Origin of the sequence: Streptomyces pimonensis (assembly GCF_041380215.1) — a bacterium.
GTDB classification, from domain to species: domain Bacteria; phylum Actinomycetota; class Actinomycetes; order Streptomycetales; family Streptomycetaceae; genus Streptomyces; species Streptomyces pimonensis.
Window position 1 is genome coordinate 102,376 of the sequence record NZ_JAHWZY010000004.1, and the last position, 26,277, is coordinate 128,652.

The 26,277-nt window shown below is 73.4% G+C and carries 23 protein-coding genes, 3 tRNA genes and 3 pseudogenes; 17 read left to right on the plus strand and 12 right to left on the minus strand.

Going from position 1 to position 26,277, the window contains the following annotated elements; translation table 11 throughout:
* Nucleotides 1–59: 59 nt before the first annotated feature.
* On the minus strand, nucleotides 60–929 hold the full coding sequence (locus KYY02_RS05955) for a spermidine synthase (protein ID WP_371236380.1): 870 nt from the start codon (nucleotides 927–929) through the stop codon (nucleotides 60–62).
* A gap of 115 nt (nucleotides 930–1,044) precedes the next feature.
* Nucleotides 1,045–1,431, minus strand: coding sequence for a hypothetical protein (locus tag KYY02_RS05960; protein ID WP_371236381.1), 387 nt, complete (start codon nucleotides 1,429–1,431; stop codon nucleotides 1,045–1,047).
* A gap of 256 nt (nucleotides 1,432–1,687) precedes the next feature.
* On the opposite strand from KYY02_RS05960, the gene KYY02_RS05965 reads away from it, so the two are divergent.
* A complete protein-coding gene (locus KYY02_RS05965; protein ID WP_371236382.1) occupies nucleotides 1,688–3,136 on the plus strand; it encodes an NsdA family TPR-like regulatory protein in 1,449 nt (482 codons plus the stop codon).
* A gap of 242 nt (nucleotides 3,137–3,378) precedes the next feature.
* Here KYY02_RS05965 and KYY02_RS05970 read toward each other — a convergent pair whose 3' ends face one another.
* Nucleotides 3,379–3,978 (minus strand): histidine phosphatase family protein, encoded by a 600-nt coding sequence (locus KYY02_RS05970; RefSeq protein ID WP_371236383.1) that lies wholly within the window; start codon nucleotides 3,976–3,978, stop codon nucleotides 3,379–3,381.
* A 188-nt stretch (nucleotides 3,979–4,166) separates the two neighbouring features.
* Between KYY02_RS05970 and KYY02_RS05975 the strand changes: the two genes are divergently transcribed.
* The 8 genes from KYY02_RS05975 to KYY02_RS06010 all read left to right on the plus strand — a co-directional run bounded on the left by KYY02_RS05975 (nucleotide 4,167) and on the right by KYY02_RS06010 (nucleotide 11,136).
* Nucleotides 4,167–5,126, plus strand: a complete 960-nt coding sequence (locus KYY02_RS05975) for a phosphatase PAP2 family protein (protein WP_371236384.1) — start codon at nucleotides 4,167–4,169, stop codon at nucleotides 5,124–5,126.
* Nucleotides 5,077–6,216 carry a hypothetical protein gene (locus KYY02_RS05980; protein ID WP_371236385.1) on the plus strand — a complete coding sequence of 380 codons (1,140 nt, stop codon included), beginning with the start codon at nucleotides 5,077–5,079 and terminating at the stop codon, nucleotides 6,214–6,216. The genes KYY02_RS05975 and KYY02_RS05980 overlap by 50 nt, the downstream gene beginning before the upstream one ends.
* A complete protein-coding gene (locus KYY02_RS05985) occupies nucleotides 6,207–7,808 on the plus strand; it encodes a hypothetical protein (RefSeq protein WP_371236386.1) in 1,602 nt (533 codons plus the stop codon). Before KYY02_RS05980 ends, KYY02_RS05985 begins: the two co-directional genes overlap by 10 nt.
* The gene (locus tag KYY02_RS05990; RefSeq protein WP_371236387.1) at nucleotides 7,805–9,154 is read left to right on the plus strand and encodes an AAA family ATPase; all 1,350 of its coding nucleotides are present in this window, start codon (nucleotides 7,805–7,807) and stop codon (nucleotides 9,152–9,154) included. The genes KYY02_RS05985 and KYY02_RS05990 overlap by 4 nt, the downstream gene beginning before the upstream one ends.
* Before the next feature lie 142 nt (nucleotides 9,155–9,296).
* On the plus strand, nucleotides 9,297–9,722 hold the full coding sequence (locus KYY02_RS05995) for a hypothetical protein (protein ID WP_371236388.1): 426 nt from the start codon (nucleotides 9,297–9,299) through the stop codon (nucleotides 9,720–9,722).
* Between the two features lie 302 nt (nucleotides 9,723–10,024).
* The gene (locus tag KYY02_RS06000; RefSeq protein ID WP_371236389.1) at nucleotides 10,025–10,390 is read left to right on the plus strand and encodes a DUF8844 domain-containing protein; all 366 of its coding nucleotides are present in this window, start codon (nucleotides 10,025–10,027) and stop codon (nucleotides 10,388–10,390) included.
* A gap of 106 nt (nucleotides 10,391–10,496) precedes the next feature.
* Entirely contained in the window at nucleotides 10,497–11,072 is a 576-nt protein-coding gene (locus KYY02_RS06005; RefSeq protein ID WP_371236391.1) for a bifunctional DNA primase/polymerase, read from the plus strand.
* Nucleotides 11,063–11,136, plus strand: a tRNA-Lys gene (locus KYY02_RS06010). Before KYY02_RS06005 ends, KYY02_RS06010 begins: the two co-directional genes overlap by 10 nt.
* Nucleotides 11,137–11,182: 46 nt before the next feature.
* On the opposite strand, the gene KYY02_RS06015 is transcribed toward KYY02_RS06010, so the two are convergent.
* Nucleotides 11,183–12,535 (minus strand): M6 family metalloprotease domain-containing protein, encoded by a 1,353-nt coding sequence (locus tag KYY02_RS06015; RefSeq protein WP_371236544.1) that lies wholly within the window; start codon nucleotides 12,533–12,535, stop codon nucleotides 11,183–11,185.
* A 341-nt stretch (nucleotides 12,536–12,876) separates the two neighbouring features.
* On the opposite strand from KYY02_RS06015, the gene KYY02_RS06020 reads away from it, so the two are divergent.
* Nucleotides 12,877–14,733, plus strand: a complete 1,857-nt coding sequence (locus KYY02_RS06020; RefSeq protein WP_371236392.1) for a putative bifunctional diguanylate cyclase/phosphodiesterase — start codon at nucleotides 12,877–12,879, stop codon at nucleotides 14,731–14,733.
* Here the strand turns inward: KYY02_RS06020 and KYY02_RS06025 are convergent.
* From KYY02_RS06025 to KYY02_RS06045, 5 genes and pseudogenes are all read right to left on the minus strand, one after another.
* On the minus strand, nucleotides 14,709–15,809 hold the full coding sequence (locus KYY02_RS06025; RefSeq protein ID WP_371236394.1) for an LLM class flavin-dependent oxidoreductase: 1,101 nt from the start codon (nucleotides 15,807–15,809) through the stop codon (nucleotides 14,709–14,711). The two genes, KYY02_RS06020 and KYY02_RS06025, sit on opposite strands and share 25 nt — an antisense overlap.
* A gap of 370 nt (nucleotides 15,810–16,179) precedes the next feature.
* Entirely contained in the window at nucleotides 16,180–16,971 is a 792-nt protein-coding gene (locus KYY02_RS06030) for a hypothetical protein (RefSeq protein ID WP_371236396.1), read from the minus strand.
* A 101-nt stretch (nucleotides 16,972–17,072) separates the two neighbouring features.
* A complete protein-coding gene (locus KYY02_RS06035) occupies nucleotides 17,073–17,804 on the minus strand; it encodes a maleate cis-trans isomerase family protein (protein ID WP_371236546.1) in 732 nt (243 codons plus the stop codon).
* A pseudogene (locus tag KYY02_RS06040) lies at nucleotides 17,801–18,378 on the minus strand (aspartate racemase/maleate isomerase family protein); the annotation flags it as partial. The gene KYY02_RS06035 and the pseudogene KYY02_RS06040, both read right to left, overlap by 4 nt.
* Nucleotides 18,379–18,382: 4 nt before the next feature.
* Nucleotides 18,383–18,646 (minus strand): annotated as a pseudogene (locus KYY02_RS06045) (DUF3830 family protein); the annotation flags it as partial.
* An 87-nt stretch (nucleotides 18,647–18,733) separates the two neighbouring features.
* Here KYY02_RS06045 and ehuB point away from each other — a divergent pair.
* The 6 genes and pseudogenes from ehuB to KYY02_RS06075 all read left to right on the plus strand — a co-directional run bounded on the left by ehuB (nucleotide 18,734) and on the right by KYY02_RS06075 (nucleotide 22,291).
* Nucleotides 18,734–19,648 (plus strand): ectoine/hydroxyectoine ABC transporter substrate-binding protein EhuB, encoded by a 915-nt coding sequence (gene ehuB / locus KYY02_RS06050; protein ID WP_371236399.1) that lies wholly within the window; start codon nucleotides 18,734–18,736, stop codon nucleotides 19,646–19,648.
* Nucleotides 19,645–20,358 carry an ectoine/hydroxyectoine ABC transporter permease subunit EhuC gene (gene ehuC, locus KYY02_RS06055; RefSeq protein ID WP_371236400.1) on the plus strand — a complete coding sequence of 238 codons (714 nt, stop codon included), beginning with the start codon at nucleotides 19,645–19,647 and terminating at the stop codon, nucleotides 20,356–20,358. The genes ehuB and ehuC overlap by 4 nt, the downstream gene beginning before the upstream one ends.
* Complete coding sequence (ehuD, locus tag KYY02_RS06060; protein WP_371236402.1) at nucleotides 20,358–21,008, plus strand: ectoine/hydroxyectoine ABC transporter permease subunit EhuD; 651 nt, start codon at nucleotides 20,358–20,360, stop codon at nucleotides 21,006–21,008. The genes ehuC and ehuD overlap by 1 nt, the downstream gene beginning before the upstream one ends.
* On the plus strand, nucleotides 20,998–21,798 hold the full coding sequence (gene ehuA, locus KYY02_RS06065) for an ectoine/hydroxyectoine ABC transporter ATP-binding protein EhuA (RefSeq protein ID WP_371236404.1): 801 nt from the start codon (nucleotides 20,998–21,000) through the stop codon (nucleotides 21,796–21,798). The genes ehuD and ehuA overlap by 11 nt, the downstream gene beginning before the upstream one ends.
* Before the next feature lie 210 nt (nucleotides 21,799–22,008).
* Nucleotides 22,009–22,128: pseudogene (locus tag KYY02_RS06070) on the plus strand (IclR family transcriptional regulator); the annotation flags it as partial.
* An 89-nt stretch (nucleotides 22,129–22,217) separates the two neighbouring features.
* Nucleotides 22,218–22,291: transfer RNA gene (locus KYY02_RS06075), tRNA-Lys, on the plus strand.
* Nucleotides 22,292–22,364: 73 nt separating this feature from the next.
* Here KYY02_RS06075 and KYY02_RS06080 read toward each other — a convergent pair.
* The 3 genes from KYY02_RS06080 to KYY02_RS06090 form a co-directional block, all read right to left on the minus strand.
* Complete coding sequence (locus tag KYY02_RS06080; protein WP_371236405.1) at nucleotides 22,365–22,970, minus strand: lytic polysaccharide monooxygenase auxiliary activity family 9 protein; 606 nt, start codon at nucleotides 22,968–22,970, stop codon at nucleotides 22,365–22,367.
* Between the two features lie 126 nt (nucleotides 22,971–23,096).
* Nucleotides 23,097–24,272, minus strand: coding sequence for an SPFH domain-containing protein (locus KYY02_RS06085; protein ID WP_371236406.1), 1,176 nt, complete (start codon nucleotides 24,270–24,272; stop codon nucleotides 23,097–23,099).
* Nucleotides 24,273–24,360: 88 nt separating this feature from the next.
* Nucleotides 24,361–25,689: a peptidoglycan-binding protein gene (locus KYY02_RS06090; RefSeq protein WP_371236407.1), complete on the minus strand. Its 1,329-nt coding sequence runs from the start codon at nucleotides 25,687–25,689 to the stop codon at nucleotides 24,361–24,363.
* 207 nt (nucleotides 25,690–25,896) lie between these two features.
* Between KYY02_RS06090 and KYY02_RS06095 the strand changes: the two genes are divergently transcribed.
* Nucleotides 25,897–25,970, plus strand: a tRNA-Lys gene (locus KYY02_RS06095).
* Nucleotides 25,971–26,277 lie beyond the last annotated feature (307 nt).

Consider the following 26,277-nt stretch of genomic DNA (forward strand, 5'->3'; position numbering starts at 1 on the left):
TGCGGGAGGCACCGGTCACGCGGCCGTCCCGGGATCCGTGCGCGCCGGCCGGCCGCCGGTCAGTGGAAGACGGACGCGGGCGGCGCCGGCGAGGCGACCGCCGACCGGTCCGTCACGGGGGCGGCCCCGCCGGTGAAGTCGAGGAGTTCCCTGCCGTGCTGGACGCGGCCCGGGTGCGGGTCGGAGGCGGCCCGGCGGGTCAGCTCGGCGATCGGCAGGGGCGCGTCGGAGGCGACCAGGACGGCGTTGCCGAAGCGTTTGCCGCGCAGCACCGCGGGGTCGGCGATCAGCGCGAGTTCATCGAACCGGGCGGCGGCGGTGGCGATCTGGCCCCGCAGATGCGCGAGGGGCGGCCCGTCGGCGAGGTTGGCGGCGTAGACCCCGCCGGGGGCGAGGGCCCTGCGGACATCGTCGAGGAACTCGGCCGAGGTGAGGTGGGCAGGGGTGCGGGCCCCGCTGAAGACGTCGGCGACGACGAGTCCGGCCCAGCCGTCCGGCACCTTGGCGAGCCCTTCACGGGCGTCCGCCGAACGCACCCGGATGCGGGTCCTGGCGTCCCACGGCAGCTCCCGCCGGACCAGCCGCACCAGCGCCGCGTCCCGTTCGACGACCTGCTGGGTGGAGCGGGGGCGGGTGGCGGCGACGTACCGGGCGAGGGTGAAGGCGCCGCCGCCGAGGTGCACGGCCTGCAGGGGCTTGCCGGGCGGGGCGACGAGGTCGACGACATGGCCGAACCGGCGCTGGTACTCGAAGGAGAGGTGCGCCGGGTCGTCGAGGTCGACGTGCGACTGCGGCGCGTCGTCGATCAGCAGCGTCCAGCCCCGCGCCCGCTCCCGGTCCGGAACGAGCCGGGCGAGCCCTCCGTCGACCGGCTCGACGACGGCCCCGACGGATGCCTGGTGACGCCCACTGTTCCTGGTCCTTCCCATGACCCCATGGTTTCAGCCCCTCCGGCGCTCGAGGAGCGGGGGTCCGGGGCAGAGTCCCCGAGCGACGGGGACGGATGGGGGCGGCGGGAGTGGGCCCCGTCCCGGTACCCGGATCTCACGCACACCCGTCCGCGGCCTCGATCACCCGCTGGGCCTCGTCCAGCGCCTTCCGCAGCACCGCGGGATCCGTCGCCGGCTCCGCCTCCTCCGGCGGCAGCAACCAGTCCGCCCCCTCCCCGGAAAGCTCCGGCACCGGTCCCAGCCCGCAGCCGTCCGTCTCCGTGCAGACGCTGCCCGGCACGTCCCAGGCCGCGGCCGTCCCCGGCGGGACCAGGAAGCCGAGGGTGTCGCACCCGTCGTCGTGCAGCACCGGCCCCACCGCGTCCGCGCCCCCGCGCCGCAGGATGTCGACCGCCTCCAGACCCTGCCGCACCGGAACCGTGACGACCTCGCACCCCGTGTCCGGCAGTTCCAACGGATCCCTGCTCCGCCTGGTCATCATCCCGGCCTCCAACGCGCACATCGGGCCCCCGGTCCACAGGGCCCAACGAGCCGGAGCGTCAACGGCTACGACGAAAGTCCGCCGCAAAGGATGGCAGTTCATGGCAGATCGCAGATGACATATCCGAATTGTTGCCAAACTCCGCGTAGTGACTCCGTCACAACAGGTACGTTCTAGCCCGCCGGAGACGGGGCGCCACACGGACGAACGTCCTTGACTCCGGCAGGGTTCGACGGTTCGCAGAGAGGACCCGGCCATGGCGTCGTCAACGGTGCCCTCGTCACAGCCACCCCGGCCCCCGCGGCCGAACCTCGTCTTCCGGCACCTGCGCGGACCGCGCTCGCCGGCCGAGTTCGCCGCGGCGGTCCGGCGGGCCGCCCGCGAGATCGGCGAGCGGGTCAGCTGCGACGCACGGTATGTGCACCGGGTGGAGGCCGGCGAGATCCGCTGCCCTAACTACGCCTACGAACGGGTCTTCCTGCACATGTTCCCCGGCCGCACGCTGACCGACCTGGGCTTCGCGCCCCGCTCGGCGGTGCGCGGGCGCGGGGCCCGGACCGCCGGGGGTGCTCCCCCGGCCCCCGCCGGGAACCCGGCGAACGCCACGACTGAGAACAGCGGGATGTACGAGCCGTATGAGACGCAGGACCGGTACGACACGTACGACACGCACGACCACGAGGAGAGCGACGTGCTGCGTCGCGCATTCATGACCGGCGGGGGCGCCACGGTGGCCACCGCCTCGCTGAGCCCGTACGGGTTCGCCCCGGAGGCGTCGGCGGCGCAGCGCGCCGTGCGCCGCGCGGGGGCGAGCGACGCGGGCGCCCTGGAGGAGGCCGTCCGCCGCATCCGGCTGCTGGACGACCGGCACGGGGCGGACGGGCTGTACCGCCGCGCGGCGGCTCCCCTGCGCGCCGCCTACGCGCTGCTGGACGCTGGAACGATCCGGCAGCGGACGGCGGACCGGTTGTACTCGGGCGCCGGTGAGCTGGCCATCTCGGTGGGCTGGCTGGCCCACGACTCGGGCCGCTTCGACGACGCGCGCTCGCACTACGCGGAGGCGCTGGCGACCGCGCGGATGGCCGGGGACCCGGGGGTGGAGGCGCACGCCTTCTGCAACACCGCGTTCCTCGCGCGGGACGCGGGCCGGCCCCGGGAGGCGGTGCGGGCGGCACAGGCCGCCCAGCGGGCCGCGCGGCCGCTCGGCTCCGCGCGGTTGGTGTCGCTGCTGGCGCTGCGGGAGGCGGGCGGCTGGGCGGGGCTCGCCGACCGCACGGGCTGCGAGCAGGCGCTGGCCCGGGCGGGGGCCTACTTCGAGCGCGGTGCCTCGGAGGCGGATCCGGAGTGGATGAGCTTCTACGGGGAGGCCGAGCTGGAGGGCCTGAAGGCGCAGTGCTGGTCGACGCTGGGCGACTGGCAGCGGGCGGCGCGGCACGCACGGCGGGCGGCGGAGCTGCAGAACCCGCACTTCACGCGGAACATCGCCTTGTACACGGCGGAGCTGGCGGACGACCTGGCCCGGGGGGGCCTGCCCGACGAGGCGGCCGAGGCCGGAATGCGGGTACTGGACCTGCTGAACGAGGTCCAGTCGTCCCGGGTCCGGACGATGCTGGCGGGCACCTCCCGTGTCCTCCTCCCCCACCGGCGCGCAGCGGGCGTATCGGCCTTCCTGGACCGCCACGGCTCCCCGTCCCGCACGGCGTAGACCGCCGGAGGCGTCACCGCGGGCAGTCCGCGCCGCGCAGCCGCGGGCAAAGCGTGCCTCCCCCAGCGCCTCAAGGGCCCGGGAGGCCCCCCAGGGCGGCGCGGGTGGGCACTGGGGGTGTCCCGCACTGGGGTGCCCTCCTCGGGGAGGCATCCCGCAGGCGCCGGGCCGCGCGGCCCACCCCGACCCGCACCGGTGCCGGGCGCCCCCGGGCGCCGGGCCGCGCGACCGGCACCCGGACGTCAGACAGCCGCCAGGTGCCCCGTCTCGTTCCACGACTCCACGGCCGGCTCGCCGTACGCCCACCCCAGCACCGACAGGGACGTCGGGTTCAGCCGGATACGGGCGGCGAAAGCGATCGGCAGCCCCAGCCACCGCGCGCCGATCGAGCGCAGCACATGCCCGTGCGCGAAGACCAGTACGTCACGGTCGGCGGACCGGGCCCAGGACACCACCTCGTCCGCACGGGCCGTCACCTCGGCCAGGGACTCCCCCTCGGGGACCCCGTCCCGCCAGATCAGCCACCCGGGCCGGACCGCCTGTATCTCGGCCGGCGTCATGCCCTCGTACGCCCCGTAGTCCCACTCCATGAGCGTGTCCCAGGTCTGCGCGCGGTCGCCGAAACCGGCCAGCTCGCAGGTCTCCCGCGCACGCGCCAGCGGGCTGGTGCGCACCTCGACGCCGGGCAGCCCGTCGTACGGCGCCCGGTGCAGGCGCTCGCCGAGCAGCTCGGCGCCCCTGCGGCCCTCCTCCAGGAGCGGCACATCGGTCCTGCCGGTGTGCTTGCCGGACAACGACCACTCGGTCTGTCCGTGCCGGGCCAGCAGGATGCGCGGTGCCATGGGAGACCTTCCGGGTGAGAATTCGCAGGCGGGACTCCCCCATCATCGCGCACCCTGGTCACAGGCAACCCGGCGGGCGATCCCGACGTCTCCCAGGGTCGAGGACATGTCACGGGGGACGCGCGCACACCGTAGAGTGGCTGGCCGCTGAACGGAGCACCGCGCGGGAACGAAGGGGGAGCGATCGGATGCCGCACACCGAGACACCGGGCACCGGGGCTGCCCCGGCGACCCGGCTGCGCTGGTGGACGGAGCTGCCGCTCATCCTCCTGGTGTACGCCTGCTACTCGGCGGGACGACTGCTCGTCCGGGGCGACGTCTCCGACGCCGTCGACCACGGCCTGGCGATCCTGCGCGTCGAGAAGGCGCTGCACCTCAACGCCGAGCACCCGCTGAACCGCCTCTTCACCCGTGAGCCGTGGCTCGGCGTCCCCGCCGACTTCTGGTACGCGTCGCTGCACTACCTGGTGACCCCGGCGATCCTGGTCTGGCTGTTCCGCTCCCGCGCGGTGCGCTACCGCGCCGCCCGCACCTGGCTGATGACGTCCACCTTCATCGGCCTGATCGGCTTCACCCTGCTGCCCACCTGCCCGCCCCGGCTGCTCGACGCGAGCCACGGCTTCGTGGACACGATGGCCCACTACAGCGCGTACGGCTGGTGGGGCGGCGAGGCGAGCGCCCCGCGCGGGCTCGGCGGGATGACCAACCAGTACGCGGCGATGCCGAGCCTGCACGTGGGCTGGGCGCTGTGGTGCGGAGTGATCCTCTGGCGGTACGGACGCACGCGCCTGACGAGGACGGCCGCCGTCGTCTACCCGCTGGTGACCACGATCGTGGTGATGGGCACCGCGAACCACTACTTCCTCGACGCGGCGGCGGGCGCCGCCGTCATGGGCGCCGGCCTGCTGCTGGCCCCCGCCGTGATGCGGGCGGCGGACCGGGCGAAGGCCCTTTTCCCGACCCGCCCTTCGGCCGTCCCGGCGGACTCCTGCGCCACCGGTTCCCCGATTGTCAGTGCCGGATGCCAGACTTCCGCGGGTGAGCGAATTCCACGGCAGCGGCACCCCGAGCCGGGGTACGGACCAGGGACCGAACCGGGTGCCTCCCCCTCGGACGCGGGAGAAGGCGCTCCGGCACCGGCTCGCTGAGTTGCGCGGTCCGGAGGTCCCGCCCAAGGCGCTGGACGCGCGCGCCCTGGCAGCCCTCGCCGCCAACCCGGGCTGCAGACGGCGCGCGATCCTCGACGGCGCCGGGGTGGACAAGGCGGCGCTGGCCGACGCGTTGGGCTCGCCGTCGGCCTTCGGCCAGTCCCAGTTCGCGTTCGTGCGGGGCAACGCGTTCGAGGCGAAGGTCAAGGCGGGCGGCGGCGCGGAACTGCTGCGCCTCGCCCACGAGAAGCTGGACCGCGGAGCCGAACCGCCCGCCGGCGCACGCGTGCCCGACCTCACCGCCCAGGGTCCGCAGGGCCGCACGGCCCGTACGGAGCTGGCGCTGCGCGAGGCCGCCGAGGCGCCCGGCACCTGGACGCTGCTCGACCACCCCATGCTCGCGCTCGACGTCGCGGGCTCCTCCGCCTTCCTGGAGCCGGACGCGGTGGTGGTGCACCCGGACGGCAGCTGGACGGTCGTGGAGATCAAGTCCTTCCCGATGCTGGACGGCGCCGCGGACCCGGCGAAGGTCGGCGCGGCGGCACGTCAGTCGGCGGTGTACGTGCTGGCCCTGGAACAGGTCGCCGCGCGGCTGGACCCGGCCCCGCGCGTGCGCCACCGGATCCTGCTGGTGTGCCCGAAGGACTTCTCCAACCTGCCCACCGCGTCCGCCGTGGACGTGCGCAGGCAGCGCGCGGTGACCGCCCGTCAGCTGGACCGGCTCACCCGCATCGAGGAGATCGCCGGCACGCTCCCCGAGGGCACGTGCTTCTCGCCGGAGCTGCCCGCCGAGCGGCTGACCGAGGCCGTGGAGTCGGTCCCGGCGACCTACGCGCCGGAGTGCCTGTCCGCGTGCGAACTGGCCTTCCACTGCCGGGAACGTGCTCGCGCGCAGGACATCGTGACCCGCCTGGGCCGTCCGGTGCGGGCGGAGTTGGGCGGTCTGACGACGATCGGGGAGGTGCTGGCGGCGGCCCGCGGCGAGGCCGGTGACCCCGACGACCCGACGGTGGCGGCGCTGCGCAGGGCGGCGGCCCTGCGCGCGGAGGCGCTGGGAACGGCCGCCCCGGAGGTGGCCCCTTGTCGCTGATCGCCACCCTCGCCCGCCTCGAGGCCGTCAGCACCGGTCGCGCCCAGCCGGCCGCCACCGTCCGGCACCGGCACCTCTCCGAACGCCCCCTGGTTCTCGTCCCGCTCATCACCGCCGGTGAGGCGGGCGCCCCGCTCGGCGCGCTGGTGGGCACCGACCGGGACGCGCCGCGGCTGCTGGCGGTGCCGCAGCCGCGCGACCGCGATCTGCGGTTCGTGTTCCTGGCCGAGCTGGCCGACGTGGTGCTGCCGTACGTCGACGGTTTCGCGGACGTCGTGGAGGCCGCCGAGCGCTCCGAGACCGACCCGGAGACCGGCAAGCGGGTCAAGGTCGAGGTCGAACTGTGCGCGGACGCTCCCCAGCTGATCGTGCCGTCCCGGGCCGGCGTCGACCTCGTACGGCTGCTCGGGCGGTCCATGCGGTTCCGGCGCACGGCGGAGCAGGACCCGCAGGCCCCGTTCCCGGCGCCGCCCCGGGTGCCGCTGCTGGGACGGTGGCTGACGCACTTCGGGGAGCGGGCCCGGGTGCCCGGCTCCTCGCTGCTGCTGGCCATGACCGACGTACTGGCCCGGCACTGGGCGACCGGGCAGTCCACGCTGGAGGACCAGCACCTGGGGGCGCTGCTCGCCTGGATCGACCCGCCCGAGGGGCGCTCGGGGGCACAGGCCGCGCAGGAGGCCGAGCTGGCACGGGACGCCGACGGCCAGTTGGTGTGCCCGCCCGCGGGCCCGGCGACCGACCCGGCGTTCGACAACAAGCTGCTCGCCCCGGCGATCGAGCGCTACGACCGGGCCCGCAGCGCGCTCGCGGCGGCGGAGGACGGCCTGGAGGCCGACGACCGCCTCGGCGCGCTGACGGAGGCCGAACGGGAGATCCGGAAGCTGGTGGAGAGCCGTACGCGACCCACCTGGGACGCGGTGTGGCGGGGGATCGACCTGCTGCGGGGGCTCCCGGAGGGCGCACGCGTCGAGGAGCGGTGGACGCGCGACCGCTGGTCGTTCACCGGTCACCGGGACCGCGTCCTGGCCGGTGAACCGCCGCAGCCGCGCCGCGACGACGCGGTGACCGCGGCCAACAAGCTCGCCGTGCGGGAGCGGGAGCAGGCCCGGCTGGAGGCGCAGGAGGCGCTCGACGACCCGCTGGTGATGGCGGCCCGGCGACTGTCCGGGGAGGCGTTCGCGGGCGAGGTGGTCGACGTGGTGATGGCGTACAGCGAGAGCAGGCGCCCGAGTCCGCGCCCGCTGGTCACCGTCCGCACGGACGACCGCCCGCACCTCGGCGAACGGGTACGGGCCTACCGCTCGCTGGGCGGGAAGCCGCAGACCGTGGAGTTCGTGGGCTACGAGGAGGGCCCGGAGGGCGGTCTCCTCGTCCTGCGCGTCATGGACAGGATGGGCCGCGGCAAGGAGCCGGAGGAAGGTTCCGTGCCGGAGAAGGGCGACCGCGTGTGCTTCACACTGTTCGAGCACGAACCGCGCGGCGGCGCGAAGCTGCCCGACCCGGAGGAGACCCCGTGGACCCACGGCGGTCCGCCCGGTGAGGAGGCCGTACCGGAGCCCGCCGACCCGGTGACCGAGGAGGACGTCCTGTGACCGCCCCTGCCCGGCAGGCCGTGTTCGACCCCGGCGCGGCGGCCGCCCGCGCCACCGACGCGATCCTCCGCGACACGCTGCGCGGCGCCGCGCGCGGTGTCGTCGTCGACTCCCCGCCCGGCGCCGGCAAGTCCACGCTGGTGGTGCGGGCGGCGCTGGAGCTGGCGGAGGCGGGCCGCCCGCTGATGGTCGTGGCACAGACCAACGCACAGGTCGACGACCTGGTCCTCCGCCTCGCCGAGAAGAGCCCCGACCTGCCGGTGGGCCGGCTGCACAGCAGCGACACCGACCCGTACGACAAGGCGCTGGACTCGCTGGACAACGTCCGCACGTCGGCGAAGGCCGCCGATCTCGCCGGGCTGGCCGCGGTGGTCTCCACGGCGGCGAAGTGGGCGCACGTCAAGGGCGTCGAGCCGTGGGAGCACGCGATCGTCGACGAGGCGTACCAGATGCGCTCGGACGCGCTGCTCGCGGTGGCCAACCTGTTCGAGCGGGCGTTGTTCGTGGGCGACCCGGGCCAGTTGGACCCGTTCTCCATCGTGGGCGGCGATCAGTGGGCGGGCCTGTCGTACGACCCGTCGGCGTCGGCGGTGACCACCCTGCTCGCCCACAACCCCGAACTGCCGCAGCACCGCCTGCCGGTGTCCTGGCGACTCCCGGCGTCGGCGGCGCCCCTGGTCTCCGACGCCTTCTACCCGTACACCCCGTTCCGCAGCGGCACGGACCACGGCGACCGCGCGCTCTCCTTCGCCGTCCCGTCGGACGGTTCGGCCCCGGACCGGGTGATCGACGAGGCGGCGGAGTCCGGCTGGGGCCTGCTGGAGCTCCCCGCCCGCCACACCCCGCGCACGGACCCGGAGGCGGTGCACGCGGTCGCGCTGGTGGTCCGCCGCCTGCTGGACCGGGGCGGCGCGGCGACCTCCGAACGCTCACCGGACCCCGCCCCCCTCACCGCCGGCCGCATCGCGGTGGGCACCGCCCACCGCGACCAGGCGGCGGCGGTACGCGCGGCGCTCACGGAACTCGGCGTGCCGGACGTCACCGTGGACACGGCCAACCGCCTCCAGGGCCGCGAGTACGACGTCACGGTCGTCCTCCACCCCCTCTCCGGCCGCCCCGACGCCACCGCCTTCCACCTGGAGACGGGCCGCCTGTGCGTCCTCGCCTCCCGCCACCGCCACGCCTGCATCGTGGTCTGCCGCGAGGGGGTGACCGGCCTGTTGGACGACTACCCGTCCACGGAACCGGTCCAGTTGGGCACGCTGGTGAAGTTCCCGGACGGCTGGGAGGCGAACCACGCGGTGCTGGCGCACCTGGCGGAGCACCGGGTGGGGTGGCGGACCTGACCCGGGGGCGAGCGGGTCTCCGTCCCCGGGACACGCGTACGGCCTTCGGAGGACGCCTCCGCCGGGCTGAACGTCGTCCCCGTCGGGCAGTACGCCGCACGCGGTCCCGCGGACCGGGAGGCGGAGGAGAGGCAGGTCTCGCGTGTTCCTGATGGGCGCGTTGCTGGCGGCGAGTCTGGTCACCGCAGTGGTGGGCGTCGTGGTGATCCTCATCCTGCTGAGCCTCCCGCCGCTGCCCGTGCCCGGGATCTACGCGCTCGTCGCCCTGGTCCTGGCCTCCTCGGCGGTGGCGGTGTACTGCTACGGCTGGTTCTCCGTCACCTGGGGAGGGCCTTTCCCCGAACTGTGCACGGGCCGGAACGACGCCGGAGCCGGCCTGGCGGCCATCGAGCAACAGTACTGGCCTCTCCGAAACGCCTGCGTGTACTCCGACGGGTCGACCGTGGAGTACGTCCCGACGTCGGTCACCGTGTTCGTGTGCCTGCCGGCGGGTGCGGCCCTCGTCTCGGCCGGCGCCTCCGGGTACCTGCGCAGGCGAGCCGGGAGAACCCCTGGAGTGATCCCATGAACACCGGTTTCTCGCGCCGCACCCCGCTCAGGGGACTCACCCACGCCGCCGCCGGAGCCACCGTCCTCGTGGTCGGCGGCGAGGGAGCGGCCGCGCCGGTGGGTCCCCGCGTTCACCGCCCGCCTCGGCGCCCCCGAGGTCCCCTGCGGGGAAAGCGGCCCGTGCATACGGCCCGGACGGCTGGGAAGCCATTCACGCGGCGCCCGAGGGCGTAGCCCTCAGGCCCTCTTGCGGGGGCGCGGGACAATGGACGGTGGCCCGCTCGACGGAGGGGGTCGACCGCGACGTACGAAGGAGAAGTCATGGCGGAGCACACTCCGCGCCGGGACCAGCCGCGGCTACGCCCCGCGCCCCTGCTGTTCGAGCCCGCGGAGGCGGCCTCGGATCCCGAGCACTTCTTCGACCTGGAGTCGATCGACGATCCGCGCGCGCTGCTGGAGCGGGCGACCGAGCTGACGCTCGCGTTCCGTGCGGCGGCGGACCGGGCGACGGAGTTCCAGGCGGTGGCGGCGGCCCAGCTGGCCGACCCCCGGCGCTTCGACCGGCTGACGCCGGCGGACATCGCCGAGCGCGCCGAGTGGACCGAGGACTACGCGAAGAAGATGGTCGAGTTCGGCCGGAACCTGATGCGGGGCGGAGAAGGACCGGCGCACGTCGGCCCCGCATGAGTCGGGCATATGCCGGGCGGGCAAGATACCCCGTTCTCCGTCCCTGCGCCCCCGGTTTCCACAACTCTGCGGAACCGCTTCCTCACGGCGGGTAGACCTGTCCGTCATGAGCAGCACACGTAATGCCTCCGACGTCAGCGGCGTCACGCCGGACGGTGCCACCTGGCTCGCCTCGGCGGGTGCGCATCCGCGCAGCACGCTCTCGCACTGGGGGGAGCGGCCGGACGCGCCGGCCGTGCTGCCCTGCGGGGTGGTCTTCGACGTGGTGAGCGTGCCCGCGCTCTTCGGGCGCCGGATGCTGGACCGGATGTGGGAGGAGGGGCCGGGCTCGGGTCCGGTCGCGGAGTTCCGGGGGCGGATGCTGCTGTTCGCCGCGCCCGGTACGGCGCAGCGGCTCCCGGCGCTCCTGGAGTGGGAGGAGTGGGGCACCCACGGCTCGCGCACGGACGGTGTCCCTCCGCTGCTGTGCCACGGCGCCGGCGACGCGGTGACCGTCCCCTCGCCCACCGCCCGCTCCGGTTCCCGCTGGCTCGTCGCCCCCGACACCCGCCGTCCCTGGCTGCCGGGCCCGGAGGTGCTGCTGTGGGCGGCCGTACGGGCGGCCCGCGCGGCCGTGCGGATTTCGATTTCTCCTCCCGCCGATCAGGGTGCTAATGTCTACGACGTCAGCAGGCGCCGCTAGCTCAGTTGGTTAGAGCAGCTGACTCTTAATCAGCGGGTCCGGGGTTCGAGTCCCTGGCGGCGCACGACACGACTGAGGCCCCTCGCGCAAGCGGGGGGCCTCAGTCGTGTCTACTCCGTACTGATCCGCACCGTCCACGCCCCCGACGCCGTACGCCCCTCCACCTCCACCCGCACGGACTCCCCGGGCACCGTGAAGCTCTCGCCGAGGGCGACCGGGGCGTCGGCGAGCGGCGGGTAGACCGAGTCCGCCCAGCACGCCTCGGTGTGCGGGTGGGCGTCGACGACCTCGATGGGGCCGCGTCCCGACGGGGTGCCGCTGCGCACCTTGTACACCAGCACCCCCTGTCGGCAGGACCTCGTGTCGTTGCCGACCGGCCCGCGGGCCTCGAAGGCGAGCACGCCGTCGGGCCCGGTGCGCACCACCGCGAGCTTGGCGCCCCGGCCGAGACCGAAGGACGGCGCCCCGGCGGCACCCGTCGCCGGTGTGCCCGGCCCCGCCCCGAGCGGCTCCAGCGTCAGCCGTACCGGCCCCGCCTCCTGCACGCACCGCACCTGCCGGGGCTCCAGCCAGCCCAGCTTCCACTTGTGCCAGCCGAAGAGGTCGGGTGCGAGGGCGAACTGGCTGCCCATCAGGTCCCAGTCGCCGACGTGGGTGTCCCAGTCGCCCTTGCCGTCCACGGGCCGGTGGTAGAGGTCGGGCAGGTCGAAGACGTGCCCGGTCTCGTGGGCGAGGACGAGCCGGTCCGGGGGGTGGTTCTCGAACACGGTGACGACCCGGTGGATGTCGGCGCCGTCGGCGCGCAGCGGACGGTCCAGGTTGACGACCTTGGTGGCGTCGGAGTCCACGCCCGGCGCGTCCGGGTCGGCGACGAAGTACACGATGTCGTAGCGCGAGAAGTCGACGTGCCGGTCGGTCACGGAGAGCGCGTCCTGCAGGTAGGCGGACCGGTGGGCGACGGTCCAGTCGCGCCGTATGCCGTACGCCGTGGAGGGGCGCGGCATCCGGAACCACTGTCGCAGGGCGTGCGGGCGGAGGGTGAACCTGCCGTAGGAGGCCTGCTCGAAGAAGCGACTGGTGGCGGGGAAGTGGTCGGCGGTGAGTTCGGCGGGCGTGGTCAGGGGGTGGGAGTCGGGAAAGGACAGGAACAGCATCACCGCGTCCAGGCTGCGGGTGGGGCGGGGGTAGGCGGTGTTCCAGGTGTCCAGGCCCTCGGAGTGGTGGGCGGCGGTGCGGGTGAGGGCGCAGGGCGCCGCCGAGAACGGTTCGGCGACGGAGGGGACGTTCACCATCGAGGTCGCCGCGAGCGCGGACATCGTGGTGCACATCGCGGCGGTGCTGCGCAGCCGGGTCCGTACACCCGGCACACCCGGCACATCCGGTGCACCCGATCGGCTCAGCCGCCCCGGCCGTCGCCGAAGAGCCTCACGGCCGAGTCCTCTCGGGGTGAGCTGACGCGGCACGGGGACCTCCGGGAGACGCTTCACGGGACATCGCACCCAGAATGTGCCGATTTGTCATACTGCGCCTTGTTCGGCTGCACCGGACGAGTGAGAAACGCGGATATCCGGGCGAGACCGGACGGGACCGACACTCCGCGCACTCACGGAACGTCACAACTGGTCGGGGGTCCGCATAAGCCGTCCCCCTGCGGGCAGAAACGGTCTGGCAGGGATGCGGATCCACCCTGGAGACCGGACAGTGGCTGGAAGGGCCCGCCGCGGGCCTCTATGATCGGCACACTTTCCTGAGACTCAGAGACTTTCTGCACGGACAGCGATCGAGTGCACTGCGGGAGCGAGCGGTGAGCGGAACGTCCGAAGGGCCGGCGCCCGCGACAGAACTCAACCGGCCGAGCGTCACAGAGAGTGAGATCGCTACGTCTCCGCGTGCGGAACCCCCGCCCCCCTCGTCCCCCTCGCCCCCGTCGTACCGCTCCGTCTTCACGGCCGCGCCGCTCGCCATGGCCGTGGTCGACCGCGCGGGCATGGTGACCGGCGCCAACGCGGCCCTCGCCACCCTGCTGGGCCGCGCCCCGGAGTCCCTGGCCGGCGCCGTCGCCGCCGATCTGGTGGACCTGGCCTCCGACGCCCGTACCTGGCACGCCTACCGGAAGCTGCTGCGCGGACAGCGGACCGGGCTGCGCTGCACGCGCCGGCTGAAGCACCCGGAGGGGCACGCGCTGTGGGTGCGGGTGACGGTGTCCCCGCTGCCCGGAGACGACGGGGACGTGCTGCTGTCGGTCGCCGACATCAGCGACCACCACGAGCTCCAGGCGCAGCTGCGGCACGTGCGGTCGCACGATCCGGTGACCCGGCTGCCCAACCGCACCCTGTTCTTCGAACGGCTGACGGCCGCGCTGGACGCGGGGTCGTACGAGGAGGGCGGCACCGGCCGGATCGGGCTGTGCTACCTCGACCTGGACGGGTTCAAGGCCGTCAACGACACCCTGGGCCACCGCGTCGGCGACCAGCTGCTGGCCGCCGTCGCCGAGCGACTGACGCACTGCGCGCAGCAGGCGGGCCGGAGCAGGACCGGCGCCCCGCTGGTCGCCCGGCTCGGCGGGGACGAGTTCGCGCTGCTGGTCGAGGACTCCACCGGCACCGAACAGCTCGCCGACCTCGCCGAGTCGCTGCTCGACACGATCCAGGCCCCCTTCGACCTCTCCGGGCGCCGGCTGTCGGTGTCCGCGTCGATCGGAGTGGTGGAGCGGCACGCCGCCGGGACCACGCCCACCGCGCTGATGCAGGCCGCCGACACCACGCTGTACTGGGCGAAGGCCGACGGCAAGGCCCGCTGGACGCTGTTCGACCCGGAGCGCAACGCCTCCCGCGTGACCCGCCAGGCCCTCGCCTCCACGCTCCGCCCGGCGATCGAGCGGGGCGAGTTCGCGCTGGAGTACCAGCCGCTGGTGGGCATGGAGGACGACCGGGTGCACGGCGTGGAGGCGCTGGTCCGCTGGCGCCACCCGCGGTTCGGCACGCTGACGCCGAATCGGTTCATCTCGCTCGCGGAGGAGGACGGCTCGATCGTGCCGCTCGGCCGCTGGGTACTGCGCACCGCGTGCCGGCAGGCCCGTGTCTGGCAGACGGAGCGTCCGGACGAGCCGCCGATCTTCGTCAGCGTGAACGTGGCGGTCCGCCAGGTGTGGGACTCCGACCTGGTGGCGGACGTCGCCGACACCCTGGAGGAGACGGGCCTCGAACCGAGGCTGCTCCAGCTGGAGCTGACCGAGTCGGCGGTGATGGGCTCGTCCGGCCGGCCGATCCAGGTCCTGAAGGCGCTCAGCGACATGGGTGTGCGCATCGCCATCGACGACTTCGGCACCGGCTACTCGAACCTGGCCTACCTCAGCCGGCTGCCGGTGTCGGTGCTGAAGCTGGACGGCTCCTTCGTCCGGGGCTTCCAATACGAGGAGCACGCCGCCGTCCCACCGAACCCGGCGGACGAGGTCATCGTCGAGGCGATGGTGCAGCTCGCCCACCGGCTCGGCCTGACGGTCACCGCGGAGTGCGTGGAGACCTCGGCGCAGGCGACGAGGCTGCGCCGGATCGGGTGCGACACCGGGCAGGGCTGGCTGTACTCCCGCCCGGTGTCGCCGGACCGCATCTCCGAGCTGCTGGGCACGCCCGGAATTCAGGCGGGCGTGGGCAATCCGTAGGCGTCGGCTATCAGTTCGTAGGAGCGCAGGCGCACGTCGCCGCCGTGGGCGTTGGCGGTGAGCATCAACTCGTCGGCGCCGGTGCGCTTCTGCAGCTCGTCCAGGCCGGTGCGGACCTCGTCGGGAGTGCCGTGGACGACGTTGGCGTTCCAGGAGTCGACGAACTCCCGCTCCGTCGGGCTGAAGTCGTACGCCTCCGCCTCCTCCGGGGTGGGCACGAGGCCGGGGCGGCCGGTGCGCAGCCGGACCATGTTGAGCGCGGCGGCCAGCACCTGGCGGCGGGCCTCCTTCTCGTCGTCCGTGGCGAGCGCGGAGACACCGATGAGGGTGTAGGGCGCGTCGAGGACCTCGCTCGGACGGAAGGACTCGCGGTACAGGTCCAGCGCGGGGACGGTGTTCTGGGCCGAGAAGTGGTGGGCGAAGGCGAAGGGCAGGCCGAGCATGCCGGCCAGCCGGGCGCTGAAGCCGGAGGAGCCGAGCAGCCAGATCGGCGGCCGGTGCGGGGACTGCACGCCGCCGGGCGAGGTCGCCTGCACCGGGCCGGGGACGGCGTGGATGCGGTGGTAGGGGTGCCCGTCGGGGAAGTCGTCGTCGAGGAAGCGGGTGAGTTCGGCGAGCTGCTGGGGGAAGTCGTCGGCGCCCTCGTTCAGCCGGTCGGAGCGGCGCAGGGCCGCCGCCGTGGCCCCGTCGGTGCCGGGGGCGCGGCCGAGCCCGAGGTCGATCCGGCCCGGCGCCATGGCCTCCAGGGTGCCGAACTGCTCGGCGATGACCAGCGGCGCGTGGTTGGGCAGCATCACCCCGCCGGAGCCGAGGCGGATGCGCTCGGTGTGGGCGGCGAGGTGCGCCAGGATCACGGCGGGCGAGGAGGAGGCCACGCCGGGCATGGAGTGGTGCTCGGCGACCCAGTAGCGGTGGAAGCCGCGGGACTCGGCGAGGCGGGCGATGTCCACACCGGTCCGCAGGGCGTCGCTCGCGGTCCGGCCCGCGCCGACGGTCACCAGGTCCAGCACGGAGAGCGGGACGGGTGCGGTGCCGTGGGCGGCGCCCCGGATCTCCTCTGCGGCGTCTGCTGCCATGGTGGGGTGCCTCCTGCTGTGGGGTGTGACGGTTGCTGCGCGGCGTAACAGGAGACGGTCCCCGGTTATTCCCCCGCGGGCCGGCCGCCCCGTGACGCCCGCCGGTGTACACGCTCGACGATCATGCGATACGATCATCTTGCTCGCTGAGGGGGTCGCCCCCCGACAGTGGTCACGCGTTGGTGGTCCAAGGAAAGACGTCCCGCTTCCTGCGGGGAGATGCAGGTGCAAGGCCTGCCCAGCGCTCGAACAGAACCCCGGCACCGCTGGAGCGGTGCCGGGGTTCTTCCGTGTGCGCCTCGCGGCGCCGTCTCCGCGGACCCCGTGGACCGGGAGGGAAGCGTCCGCCCGGTCCACGGCAGGGCACGGATCAGCCGAGCTTGGCCTCCTGGGCCTCGATGACGGCGGTCGGCTGCTCGAACGCCTCGCCCCGGCCGACCGCCGCGACGTTGAAGGACGAGAATCCGGCGAGCGTGACGCCCTGGCGGAAGACGACGACCTTCGTGTCGGCGGGGGTGCCGTCCAGTTCGGTGCCCACCGTCCAGGCGACCGCGCCCTCACCGGCCGCGAGCTTCTCCTCGGTGACCTTGGTGACCTGCTGCTTCTCCCCGTCGACCGACATGGCGAAGCCCCCGGCGCACTGCTTGCCGGCCTCCCGCAGCGCGTCGAGGGCCCGCTTCGTGCCGTCGGCGTCGTAGGACCGGAGGGAGGTCGTCGTCCTGGTGATGTCGAGGGAGTCGAGCATCGCCTCCTCGGCCTCCTTCTCCGTCAGCCCCGTGAGGTCCGGCATGCCCTTCTTCGCCGCCTCGGACTCCCGGGTGACGAGCCGCTGGACGCTCGCCGCCGGCTCGCCCGTCGGCGCGGACGACAACGCCTGGGCGACGGGCTCGCACTCGGCCTGCTCGACGGAGAGGGTGCCGGGGTCGGGGACGTCGTCCTTGCCCGGCTCGGCGACCTTGTGGTCCTCGAGGTCGGCCGGGGCGATCACCAGCTTCTCCAGTTCGGCGGTGGTCAGCGCCTTCGCGGCCGGAGCGCCGGCCGCGGCGTCGCCCTTCGCCGCCTCGTCCCCGCCCTTCTCGTCCCCGCCGCCACAAGCGGCGACCAGAAGGGCGAGGGCGGCCGCGGAGGCGGTCAGCGCGGTACGGCGGGCGGTGGTCCTCATGCTGTTCACTCCCTGGTTCCGACGCGCCGCGCCCGGGTGCGGCGCGGGGCTCACGGGGGGTAGGACCGCCGCGGATCGGTCGAGGTTGCGCCGGGCCGCCCTCAGACCTGGACGATCGGCTCCCGGGTGAACAGGGCGCCGAGTTCGGGGGCGTGCACCCGGCGGTCTGCCAGACGCAGGCACTCCCAGGCCGTGACCTGGTTGGCGGTGAGGACCGGCTTGCCCAGCTCCTTCTCCAGCGCGGGGATGTGGGCGATCGTGTGCAGGGCCGTGCCCGGCAGGAGCAGGGCGTCCGCGTCCGGGGTGTCGGCCGCGCGGGCCAGCGCGAACAGCTCCTCCTCGCCCCAGGTGCCGACCTCCGCCGCCGTGACGACCCCGGAGCTGCGCACCCCGGTCACCTCCACCCCGCCGGCCCGCAGGAACTCGGCGAAGAGCAGGGCCACGTCGTCCGGGTAGGTCGCGCCGACGGCGACCCGCCGCGCCCCGGCCTCCCGCACCGCGTGCACGAAGGCGAACGACGTCGACGACGCCGGCATGCCCGCCGCCAGGGCGAGGCTGCGCACCTGCTCGTGGGCGCCGTCCCAGCCGTGCACGAAGCCGCCGCTGGTACAGGCCCACACCACCGCCTCGGCGCCCGAGAGGCGCAGCTGCTGGAGGCCGGCCGCCAGCCGCTCGGGCGCTCCCATCTGGAGCAGCACGTCCACCCGGTGCGCGTCCTCACCGACGTCGGTGTGCACCAGGTCCACCCGGACGTCGCTGCCCAGCAACTGCTCGATGCGCGGATAGTCGTCCTCTGCGGAGTGGCCCGGATAGAGGAATCCCAGTGCGGTCATGTCCAGCCTTCCTGCTGCTTCTCTTCCGGCACGTGCGGCAGTACGGGACCGGGCACCTGGCCCGGCGGTACGGCCCCGGAGCGCGCCGACACGTCGATCAGCGCCTGATACGGCCCCACCGCTCGGGTACCCCCTCGGCGCAACGCCGCCCACCTGGTCACCTGGTTGGCCGAGATGACCGGTGTGCACACCTCGGCCTCGGACTGCGGGACGACGTCGCAGGCCGGCAGGCGGGTGCGGCAGAGGAACAGCGCGTCCGCCGGGCCGAGCCGACCGCGCGCCGCCGCGCCGTGTCCACCGCCTCGCGGTAGGTGACCTTCCGGATCCGCCGGACCGGACCCGCGTACGCGCATCCGGTGACCGCGACGCCGGCCCGCGCGCCACAGCCCTCCGGCGCCCGGGCGACCGGCACGGTGCACGGCGCGACCAGGACGGCCCGGCGCACGTCCAGCTCCACCAGGGCCCCGAGGAGCGCGCCGGAGGCGGCGATCGGCGGGAGCGCGCCGGTCCGGCTGATCGCCCCGCACATCGCGCGTTCGCCGGCGATCCCGCCGGCGAAGCCGCCCGACGTACACCGGCCCCGCGAAGGAGAAGTGGCACAGGCCGCCCGGGACGGGGGTGACGGCCGGATTCTCCAGGGGCGGTCCCGTCTCCGCGAAGGGTGGGAAGAGGGCGTGGACGTCGTGGCGCGCGCACTCGGCGTGGTGGACGCCGCCGGACATCCGGAGGAATTTCCGGGCGGCCCCGCAGGTGAGCGGCGCCCGGTCGTCGAGCGGGCGGGCCGTGCAGCCGCCCCGCGCGACCAGGGAGATCCCGGGGAATCGGCCCCCCGTGCCCCCCATCGTCCGGCCCGGTCAGGGCTGCCCGGCCGCCGGGCAGGGCCGAAACTGGCCGGAATAACTCGCATCGTTTCGGGTAGCCGCGCCGCCATGGCTCCACCACTGCAACCACTGAGACGATTCCGGGAAGCCTCCGGGCCCCCACGCCGATCGCTGCTCGCGGGGGTCGCGGCGCTCGGCGCACTGGGTGCCGCGGGCTGTTCCCGGGTACCGACGGCGACGGTCGCGGGCGGCGGTGACCTGCTGGAGCGGCTGAGGGCCGCGGGCGTCGTCCGCCTCGGCATAGCCGGCGAGATCCCGTTCGGCTACATCGACAGGAACGGCGAGCTGACCGGCGAGGCGCCGGAGCTGGCCAGGGTCATCTTCAAACGGCTCGGCGTGGAACGGGTACAGCCCGTGCCCACCGAGTTCGGCTCGCTGATACCCGGGCTGAACTCCCAGCAGTTCGATGTCGTGGCCGCCGGGATGTACGTCAACCCCAAGCGCTGCGAGCAGGTCATCTTCTCCGACCCCGACTACCAGATGCTCGACTCGTTCATCGTGCGCAAGGGCAATCCGAAAGGCCTGCACGACTACCGGGACGTCGTGGAGAAGAAGGCGAGGTTCGCCACCGGCACCGGGTACGCGGAGATCGCGTACGCCGTCGAGGCCGGGTACGAGGAGAGCGACATCCTGATCGTCCCCGACCAGGTCGCCGGCCTGAACGCCGTCGAGGCCGGACGCGTCGACGTCTTCGCCGGGACCGCCCTCACCACCCGCGAGGTGGTGAAGAAGTCGAGCAAGGCGGAGGTCACGGAGGCCTTCAAGCCGATCGTCGACGGCAAGCCGCACGTCGACGGCGGCGCGTTCGCCTTCCGGCCGACCGAGACGAAGCTGCGGGACGCCTTCAACGTCGAACTGCACAAGCTCAAGGAGAGCGGCGAACTGCTCCGCATCCTCAGGCCCTTCGGGTTCACCGAGGACGAGATGACGGATCTGACCGCGAAGGAGCTCTGCGGCCGATGACGGCGGGACTCTGGGAACTCGTAATCGACGGCGTCTGGGTGACGGTCCAGCTGCTCGTCCTCAGCGCGCTGCTGGCGGCGGCGGTCTCCTTCGTGGTCGGCGTCGCGCGCACCCACCGGCTGTGGGTCGTCCGCTTCCTGGCCGGCTTGTACACCGAGGTGTTCCGCGGGACCTCGGCGCTGGTGATGATCTTCTGGGTGTTCTTCGTGCTGCCCCCGGCCTTCGGCTGGCAGCTGGTTCCGCTGTGGGCGGGCACCCTGGCACTCGGCCTGACCTACGGGGCGTACGGTTCGGAGATCGTGCGCGGCGCCCTCGCCGCGGTCGACCCGGCCCAGCGCGAGGGCGGTGTCGCGCTCAGCTTCACGCCCTGGCAGCGGATGCGGCTGATCCTGCTGCCGCAGGCGGTGCCGGAGATGATCCCGCCGTTCTCCAACCTGCTGGTCGAGCTGCTCAAGGGCACCGCCCTGGTGTCGATCATGGGTATGGGCGACCTGGCCTTCAGCGGCAACCTGGTGCGCCTGGCGCTTCAGGAGAGCGCGGAGATCTACACGTACATCCTGCTGATCTACTTCGTGATCGCCTTCCTGCTGACCCGTCTGATGCGCGGACTGGAGAAGAGACTGAAGGCGGGGGTCGGCAAGGCTCCGGTCCGCGAGCCGGACCTGGAGCTGAAGCGGCCCGAGACGACCCACGTGGGAGGTGCGGTCTGATGGAGTGGGACTGGAGCGCGGTCTCCGACTTCATGCCGCACTTCTGGGACGGTCTGCTGGTCACCCTGCAGATCCTGGCCCTCGGCTCGCTGATCTCGTTCGCGCTGGGTCTGGTGTGGGCGCTGCTGATGCGGGCGCCGACGCGCTGGGTGACCTGGCCGGTCGGGGCGGTGACGGAGTTCGTCCGCAACACCCCGCTGCTGGTGCAGCTGTTCTTCCTCTTCTACGTGCTCCCCGAGTGGGGCGTGACCTTCTCGGCGCTGACCACCGGCGTCTTCGCCATCGGGCTGCACTACTCGACGTACACGATGCAGGTCTACCGCGCGGGCATCGAGGCCGTGCCGGTGGGCCAGTGGGAGGCGGCGACGGCGCTGAACCTGCCACTGCGCCGGACGTGGACCGCGGTGATCCTGCCGCAGGCCGTGCGCAGGGTGGTGCCCGCGCTCGGCAACTACGTCATCTCGATGCTGAAGGACACGCCGCTGCTGATGGCCATCACCGTGCTGGAGATGCTCGGTGAGGCGCGGCTGTTCTCCCAGCAGAACTTCCAGTTCACCGAGCCCCTGACGGTGATCGGCGTGGCCTTCATCGTCATCTCCTACCTGGCCTCCCTTGTCCTGCGAGCCCTGGAGCGACGCCTTGTCCACTGACACCCACGCCCCGTTCGACAAGAAGCCGGAGCAGCCCGGGAGCCCGCGCGGCACCGGCGAGCTGATCCGCCTGGAGCAGGTCACCAAGCGGTTCGGGGACCACACCGTCCTGGACCACCTGGACTTCTCCGTGGACACCGGCAAGCACGTCACGCTGATCGGTCCGTCCGGTTCCGGCAAGACCACGATCCTGCGGCTGCTGATGACGCTGCTGAAGCCGGACGAGGGCACGATCACCGTCGACGGGGAGCAGCTGTTCCCGGCGTCCGAGAAGCAGGTCCGCGAGGTCCGCAAGAAGATCGGGATGGTGTTCCAGCAGTTCAACCTGTTCCCGAACATGACGGTGCTGCGGAACATCACCGAGGCCCCGGTCACCGTGCTCGGCATGTCCAAGGACGCGGCCGAGGAGCGGGCGCGGGAGCTGCTGGAGATGGTCGGCCTGACCGCCCACCTCGGAAAGCGCCCCGGACAGCTGTCCGGCGGCCAGCAGCAGCGGGTGGCGATCGCGCGGGCCCTGGCGATGCGTCCGCAGGTGCTGCTGCTCGACGAGGTGACCTCGGCGCTCGACCCGGAGCTGGTCGCGGGCGTGCTGGACGTGCTGCGGGACATCGCCCGCTCCACCGACATCACCATGCTCTGCGTCACCCACGAGATGAACTTCGCCCGGGACATCTCCGACCAGGTGCTGATGTTCGACCAGGGTCGGATCATCGAGGCGGGTGCGCCGGAGAAGATCTTCAACGAGCCGGAGCACGACCGGACGCGGGAGTTCCTCAGCGCGGTGCTGTAGCCGCGGACCGTGAGCGGGCCGATGCCCGGGGTCCACGTTGTGGAACATTCCTCTGGCACGTGCCGGAGGGTCGGCACCGCAGATGAGGGGGCCGCAATCTTGTCAGCACCCGCTTTCCGCGCGCCGCTCGACGGCTGTCGTGGAGGGGATTCGCTGACCGGATTGCGGCCCCGTACGCGAGCGCGGGGAAAGCGTGGCGCTGAGGCACGAGCCGACCGCGCCGTGGGCTGTCCGGCGCTGTCCCTGCCGGCCGCGCACGCCCACCGCCTGCGCCGGGCCGCCGACACGCTCAACCGCAGCGCGGCCCCGGTGCTGCTGTCACTGACGATCCAGGCGGGCCGACGCCGGTGCGGACCACCCCCGGGGACCGGGTACTATTTTCCCTGTCGCCGCCCGCGGAAGCGGACGGCGGGAGTCATGCGCCGCTAGCTCAGTTGGTTAGAGCAGCTGACTCTTAATCAGCGGGTCCGGGGTTCGAGTCCCTGGCGGCGCACCGGGAAGGGCCTCTCGCGGGAGCGAGGGGCCCTTTGACGTGTCCGGCAGGGGGCCGGAACGGTCCGGGCCGCTCAGAACGTGACGTCGGAGCAGGCGTAGAACGCGTTGCCCGTGTCATGGACCGTCCACACCGCGAGGATCACATGGTGTCCGCTGAGCCCGGACGGCAGCCGGCCGCTGTGCGACAGCGTCTGCGGCGGGCGCTGACCGTTGTAGGGGACGGTCAGGAAGGGCGTGAGATTGAGGTCGGAGCGGGCCAGGGGGTGGTTCTGGTTCCAGCCCGGCTTGGTGACGTAGTACGTGAAGTCGGTGGTGGCGTGCATCGCCGTGAACTGCCACCGGAAGGTGTAGTTCTGGCCGCCGGACACCCGGGTCGTGGGCCAGGCGCCGCCCGAGGGGGTCTTCGGGCTGTCGAGCTGGGCGAACGGCGCGTTGCCCGCGGAACAGAGCCGCCCGTCGGCGGGACCCGAGGCGGGGAAGCCCTTCGGGCCCTCGACGCTCTGCGGCTCCCACTGGATGGATCCGCAGTTGGTCACCGAGCCGTTCTGGCAGAGCTTCTGCCGGCTGACCGGCAGATCGGTGTAGCCGTGGCCGCTGGCACCACCGGAGGAGAGCACGAGTGCTCCGGTCGTGGCCAGTCCCACCGCGGCCGCGTACATCGGGGTCCTTGCGCGCATGCTGCCGCTCCTGGTGAACGTGGGGGGAGTTTCCTCAAGCCGTGCAGATAGGTCTGGACCAAGTCTGAGATTATGGGCACGGGCTGGGCATGTCCATACCAATCGCAGGGTCCGTTCCCCCGCCGTTCACGGGCCCGTCTCCCCCCGTCCCGCGCAGAACGCCACCGTCAGGTCCTTCACCAGCGCCTTGCGCTCGTAGTCGTCCAGCTCCACCAGCCCCCGCATGGTCAGTCTGGTCACCGTGTCCTCCACCGAGTCCACCACCGAGCCGAGCACGCTCGCCCGGTGCTGGGCGTCCAGCGCGGCGATCCTGCGCCGGTGCATCGCGGCGGCCACCTCGGGCGCGTACTCCACCCGGACCGGCCGCACCGCGAACACCTCCACCCCCACCGGCGCGGTGTCCGCCGCCACCAGCCGGGTCAGCGCGTCCTGCGCCGCCTCCACCGCGCCCCCGCTCGCGCCCGGCGCCGCCACCGGCACCCGCGCCAGCGCCGCCTCGACGCACACGCGCAGGTACGCCTCGTGGTCCTCGACGCTCAGCGTCGCCCGCGCGGTGTCCCGCACCCGCCACACCACCAGCACGGCCACCCGCAGCGCGACCCCGCTGCGGTCGGCCGCCCGCAGCGGCTCACCGCGCCAGTGCCGCAGCCGTACGTCGACCCGGCGGCGCAGCAGCAGCGGGTTGACCCACATCAGCCCGGTCCGCCGGACGGTCCCCCGGTAGCGGCCGAACAGCCCGAGCACCCAGGCGCGTCCGGTCCGCCCGCGGGCCAGCCCGCCGAACCCGAACAGGCCGAGCGCCCCGGCCCCCGCGTACGCCGCCCACTGCGCGGGACCGAGTCCCGCCGCACCGGAGCGCGAAGCCGGCCCCAGCGCCTCCGCCACCGCCGTCGGCAGTACGCCCGCCCACCACGAGGTGGCCACGCAGCCGGCCGCCCCGCACACCCCGGCGACCACCCCCGCGAGGCCGGGCAGCACCCGGGCGGGCCGCTCCGCCAGCTCGGGGTCGATCCGCGGGACGGCGGGCCCGGGCCGCCCGCCGGCCGGACCGCGCGGACGGGGCCGCTCCCCCGGGCCGGGCCCGTCCTCGCCCGTGCGGCGGGTGACGACCGCCGGGCGCAGCCGCACCGGCGCCGGCTCGGGGACGTCGCGGAACAGCAGGTGGACGGGGATCTCGGTGGTGGACTCGGTGTGGATGAGCCGGACCGGCCGGGGGGCCGCCGCGTCACCGTCCACCGGACCGCCGGGCTCGGGGACGTTCTCGGGAACGTTCCCGGAAAGGGGGGATGTCGTCGTGGTCATGCGTGCCTCCAGCCTCCGCGCCAGATGCGTCACACCGGTCACTTCGAGGGACATGGGCGCGGGGGCGGTGCCTCGCGCCCGGGACGGGTCACGAGAGGAACAGCCGCCGCCAGGTCTCCGGGCCCGGACAGCCGTCCGCCGCTCCGCCCCGCCAGCCCTGGGCCCGCTGGAAGGCCTCCACGTTGCGGCGGTCGGCCTCGCTCCAGCGCGGCCCCGGCCCCTTCGTGTAGTACCGGCCGAACCCCCTCCTCACCAGCTGCCTCCCGAGCCGCGTGACATGGTCGTTGACGGCGCCCGGCCGGAACGACGCCCGGCCCGGATAGCCCGGCACCCCGTGCGAGGAGGGGGTGGGCGAGAGCCCGGCAGCAACGGAAGCGGAACCTCCGCTCTGGATGCCCCGGCCCCCGCCGGTCACCAGCAGTTCCCAGGTCAGCGGCCCTGGCAGCCCGTCCGCCGCCGCACCCCGCCACCCCTGGGCCTCCTGGAACGCCCGGGTCGCCCCGCGGTCCGCGTCCGTCCAGCGCGGACCGGGAGGGGCGGGGTAGAAGCGTCCGGCACCGCGGGCGACGAGCATCCGGCCGAGTTCGGCGACGTACTCGTTCTCCGCTCCGGGGCCGAAACAAGCCACTCCGGGGAACGGGGTCCGGCCCGTCGGCGGGGGCGCCCCCGCCCCCGCCGACGGGCCGGTCACCCCCTTGTAGCGGTACGGGACGTAGCGCGCGGAGTTGTTCCAGTAGGCGTACGGGGTGGTCCTCCGGCGGGTGTGCGGAGGGGTCTGCTCGTAGGCGACGTACTGGGAACGGGCGGTGTCCGTCCAGCCGCCGAACAGGACCACGTGGGATCCGCCGTGGGGGGAGGACGAATCATGGAACAGCAGTACGTCGCCCGGCTGGAGTTCGTCCTTGGTAATTCTTTCGGCGTATTTCCCGAGGCTCCCGGTCCATTCGTTCCCGGGCAGCCGCCAGGCCATCGAAATGTAACCCGAACAATCCTGTCGGTAACCGTCGGACCAGTACGAGGCCACGCCGTACGGAACCTTCCGGGTGACCCAGCTCCGGGCCCGCTCGACGATGTCCGCGCGGGTGATCGCGGGCACCCGCGCGGAGCTCACGGGCAGGGCCGCCCGCCCCCTGGGGCCGTGCAGCGGAGCACGCTTCCCCTGGCTGCTGGTGCCGGGCTCGTCGCCTGCGGGAACGTCCGGGCCGGCGGGCCGCTGGGCCGAGGGGGCGGGGGCCGCCGGGACGGCGGACGCGGTGACCGCGGCCGCGGCGGCCACCACGAGAGCGGTCCGGTGCGCCGCCGGATGACCGGGAAAGCGGCCGGTCCGGGAATGCGGCAGTACACGCCGCCAGTGCGCGCAGCCGGGGCAGTCGCAATCGTCCGCCGGATCGATCTCCTCGAACACCGGAGACTCCATGCGATTCCCCTCACACTCCCGGTCGATTTCGTCACGTCCGTGCACGACGGTCAGTTTCGCAACTGTCCTCCGCACGCGCATGTTGACGGTCCGAATGATGTACGGGCAGTGGACCGGGTCCGTACCGGGTGTGGCCTGCGGGTGGCGGCCGGGCGGACGGCGGTCGGAGGCACCCGCCGGGGTCCTGTAGAGTTACGCCGTCAGCGCGCGCCGCTAGCTCAGTTGGTTAGAGCAGCTGACTCTTAATCAGCGGGTCCGGGGTTCGAGTCCCTGGCGGCGCACCGACCCGACGGGCTCCTCGTACAGACGAGGGGCCCGTCGGTTTTTGGCCGGATACCCCCTCGCGGCCGTTGAACGCAACCCACTCGGCGCATGTATGCACCATCGGCCCCCGGGAGCTCCCCCAGCGTTCACAATGGACCCGTATGACCGGTGAACACCGCGTTTCACGTCTTGCGATCATGATGGACACCGTAGACCCTGGGTTCTTCACGTTGCCGCTGGTTCGCGGCGGTTGGGGGGCAAGAAACCGGTTGCTGACGATCCGGGACAAGGGTCCCGTTTCATGAAGCGATGCCGAGGGGGGCA

What these genes read in the sequence shown, in the direction of transcription:
- KYY02_RS05955 (WP_371236380.1), bottom strand. Translation starts at nt 929, where the DNA reads ATGGGAAGGACCAGGAACAGTGGGCGTCACCAGGCATCCGTCGGGGCC.
- KYY02_RS05960 (WP_371236381.1), bottom strand. Translation starts at nt 1,431, where the DNA reads ATGATGACCAGGCGGAGCAGGGATCCGTTGGAACTGCCGGACACGGGG.
- KYY02_RS05965 (WP_371236382.1), top strand. Translation starts at nt 1,688, where the DNA reads ATGGCGTCGTCAACGGTGCCCTCGTCACAGCCACCCCGGCCCCCGCGG.
- KYY02_RS05970 (WP_371236383.1), bottom strand. Translation starts at nt 3,978, where the DNA reads ATGGCACCGCGCATCCTGCTGGCCCGGCACGGACAGACCGAGTGGTCG.
- KYY02_RS05975 (WP_371236384.1), top strand. Translation starts at nt 4,167, where the DNA reads ATGCCGCACACCGAGACACCGGGCACCGGGGCTGCCCCGGCGACCCGG.
- KYY02_RS06000 (WP_371236389.1), top strand. Translation starts at nt 10,025, where the DNA reads ATGGCGGAGCACACTCCGCGCCGGGACCAGCCGCGGCTACGCCCCGCG.
- KYY02_RS06005 (WP_371236391.1), top strand. Translation starts at nt 10,497, where the DNA reads ATGAGCAGCACACGTAATGCCTCCGACGTCAGCGGCGTCACGCCGGAC.
- KYY02_RS06025 (WP_371236394.1), bottom strand. Translation starts at nt 15,809, where the DNA reads ATGGCAGCAGACGCCGCAGAGGAGATCCGGGGCGCCGCCCACGGCACC.
- KYY02_RS06030 (WP_371236396.1), bottom strand. Translation starts at nt 16,971, where the DNA reads ATGAGGACCACCGCCCGCCGTACCGCGCTGACCGCCTCCGCGGCCGCC.
- KYY02_RS06035 (WP_371236546.1), bottom strand. Translation starts at nt 17,804, where the DNA reads ATGACCGCACTGGGATTCCTCTATCCGGGCCACTCCGCAGAGGACGAC.
- ehuB (WP_371236399.1), top strand. Translation starts at nt 18,734, where the DNA reads ATGGCTCCACCACTGCAACCACTGAGACGATTCCGGGAAGCCTCCGGG.
- ehuC (WP_371236400.1), top strand. Translation starts at nt 19,645, where the DNA reads ATGACGGCGGGACTCTGGGAACTCGTAATCGACGGCGTCTGGGTGACG.
- ehuD (WP_371236402.1), top strand. Translation starts at nt 20,358, where the DNA reads ATGGAGTGGGACTGGAGCGCGGTCTCCGACTTCATGCCGCACTTCTGG.
- KYY02_RS06080 (WP_371236405.1), bottom strand. Translation starts at nt 22,970, where the DNA reads ATGCGCGCAAGGACCCCGATGTACGCGGCCGCGGTGGGACTGGCCACG.
- KYY02_RS06085 (WP_371236406.1), bottom strand. Translation starts at nt 24,272, where the DNA reads ATGACCACGACGACATCCCCCCTTTCCGGGAACGTTCCCGAGAACGTC.
- KYY02_RS06090 (WP_371236407.1), bottom strand. Translation starts at nt 25,689, where the DNA reads ATGGAGTCTCCGGTGTTCGAGGAGATCGATCCGGCGGACGATTGCGAC.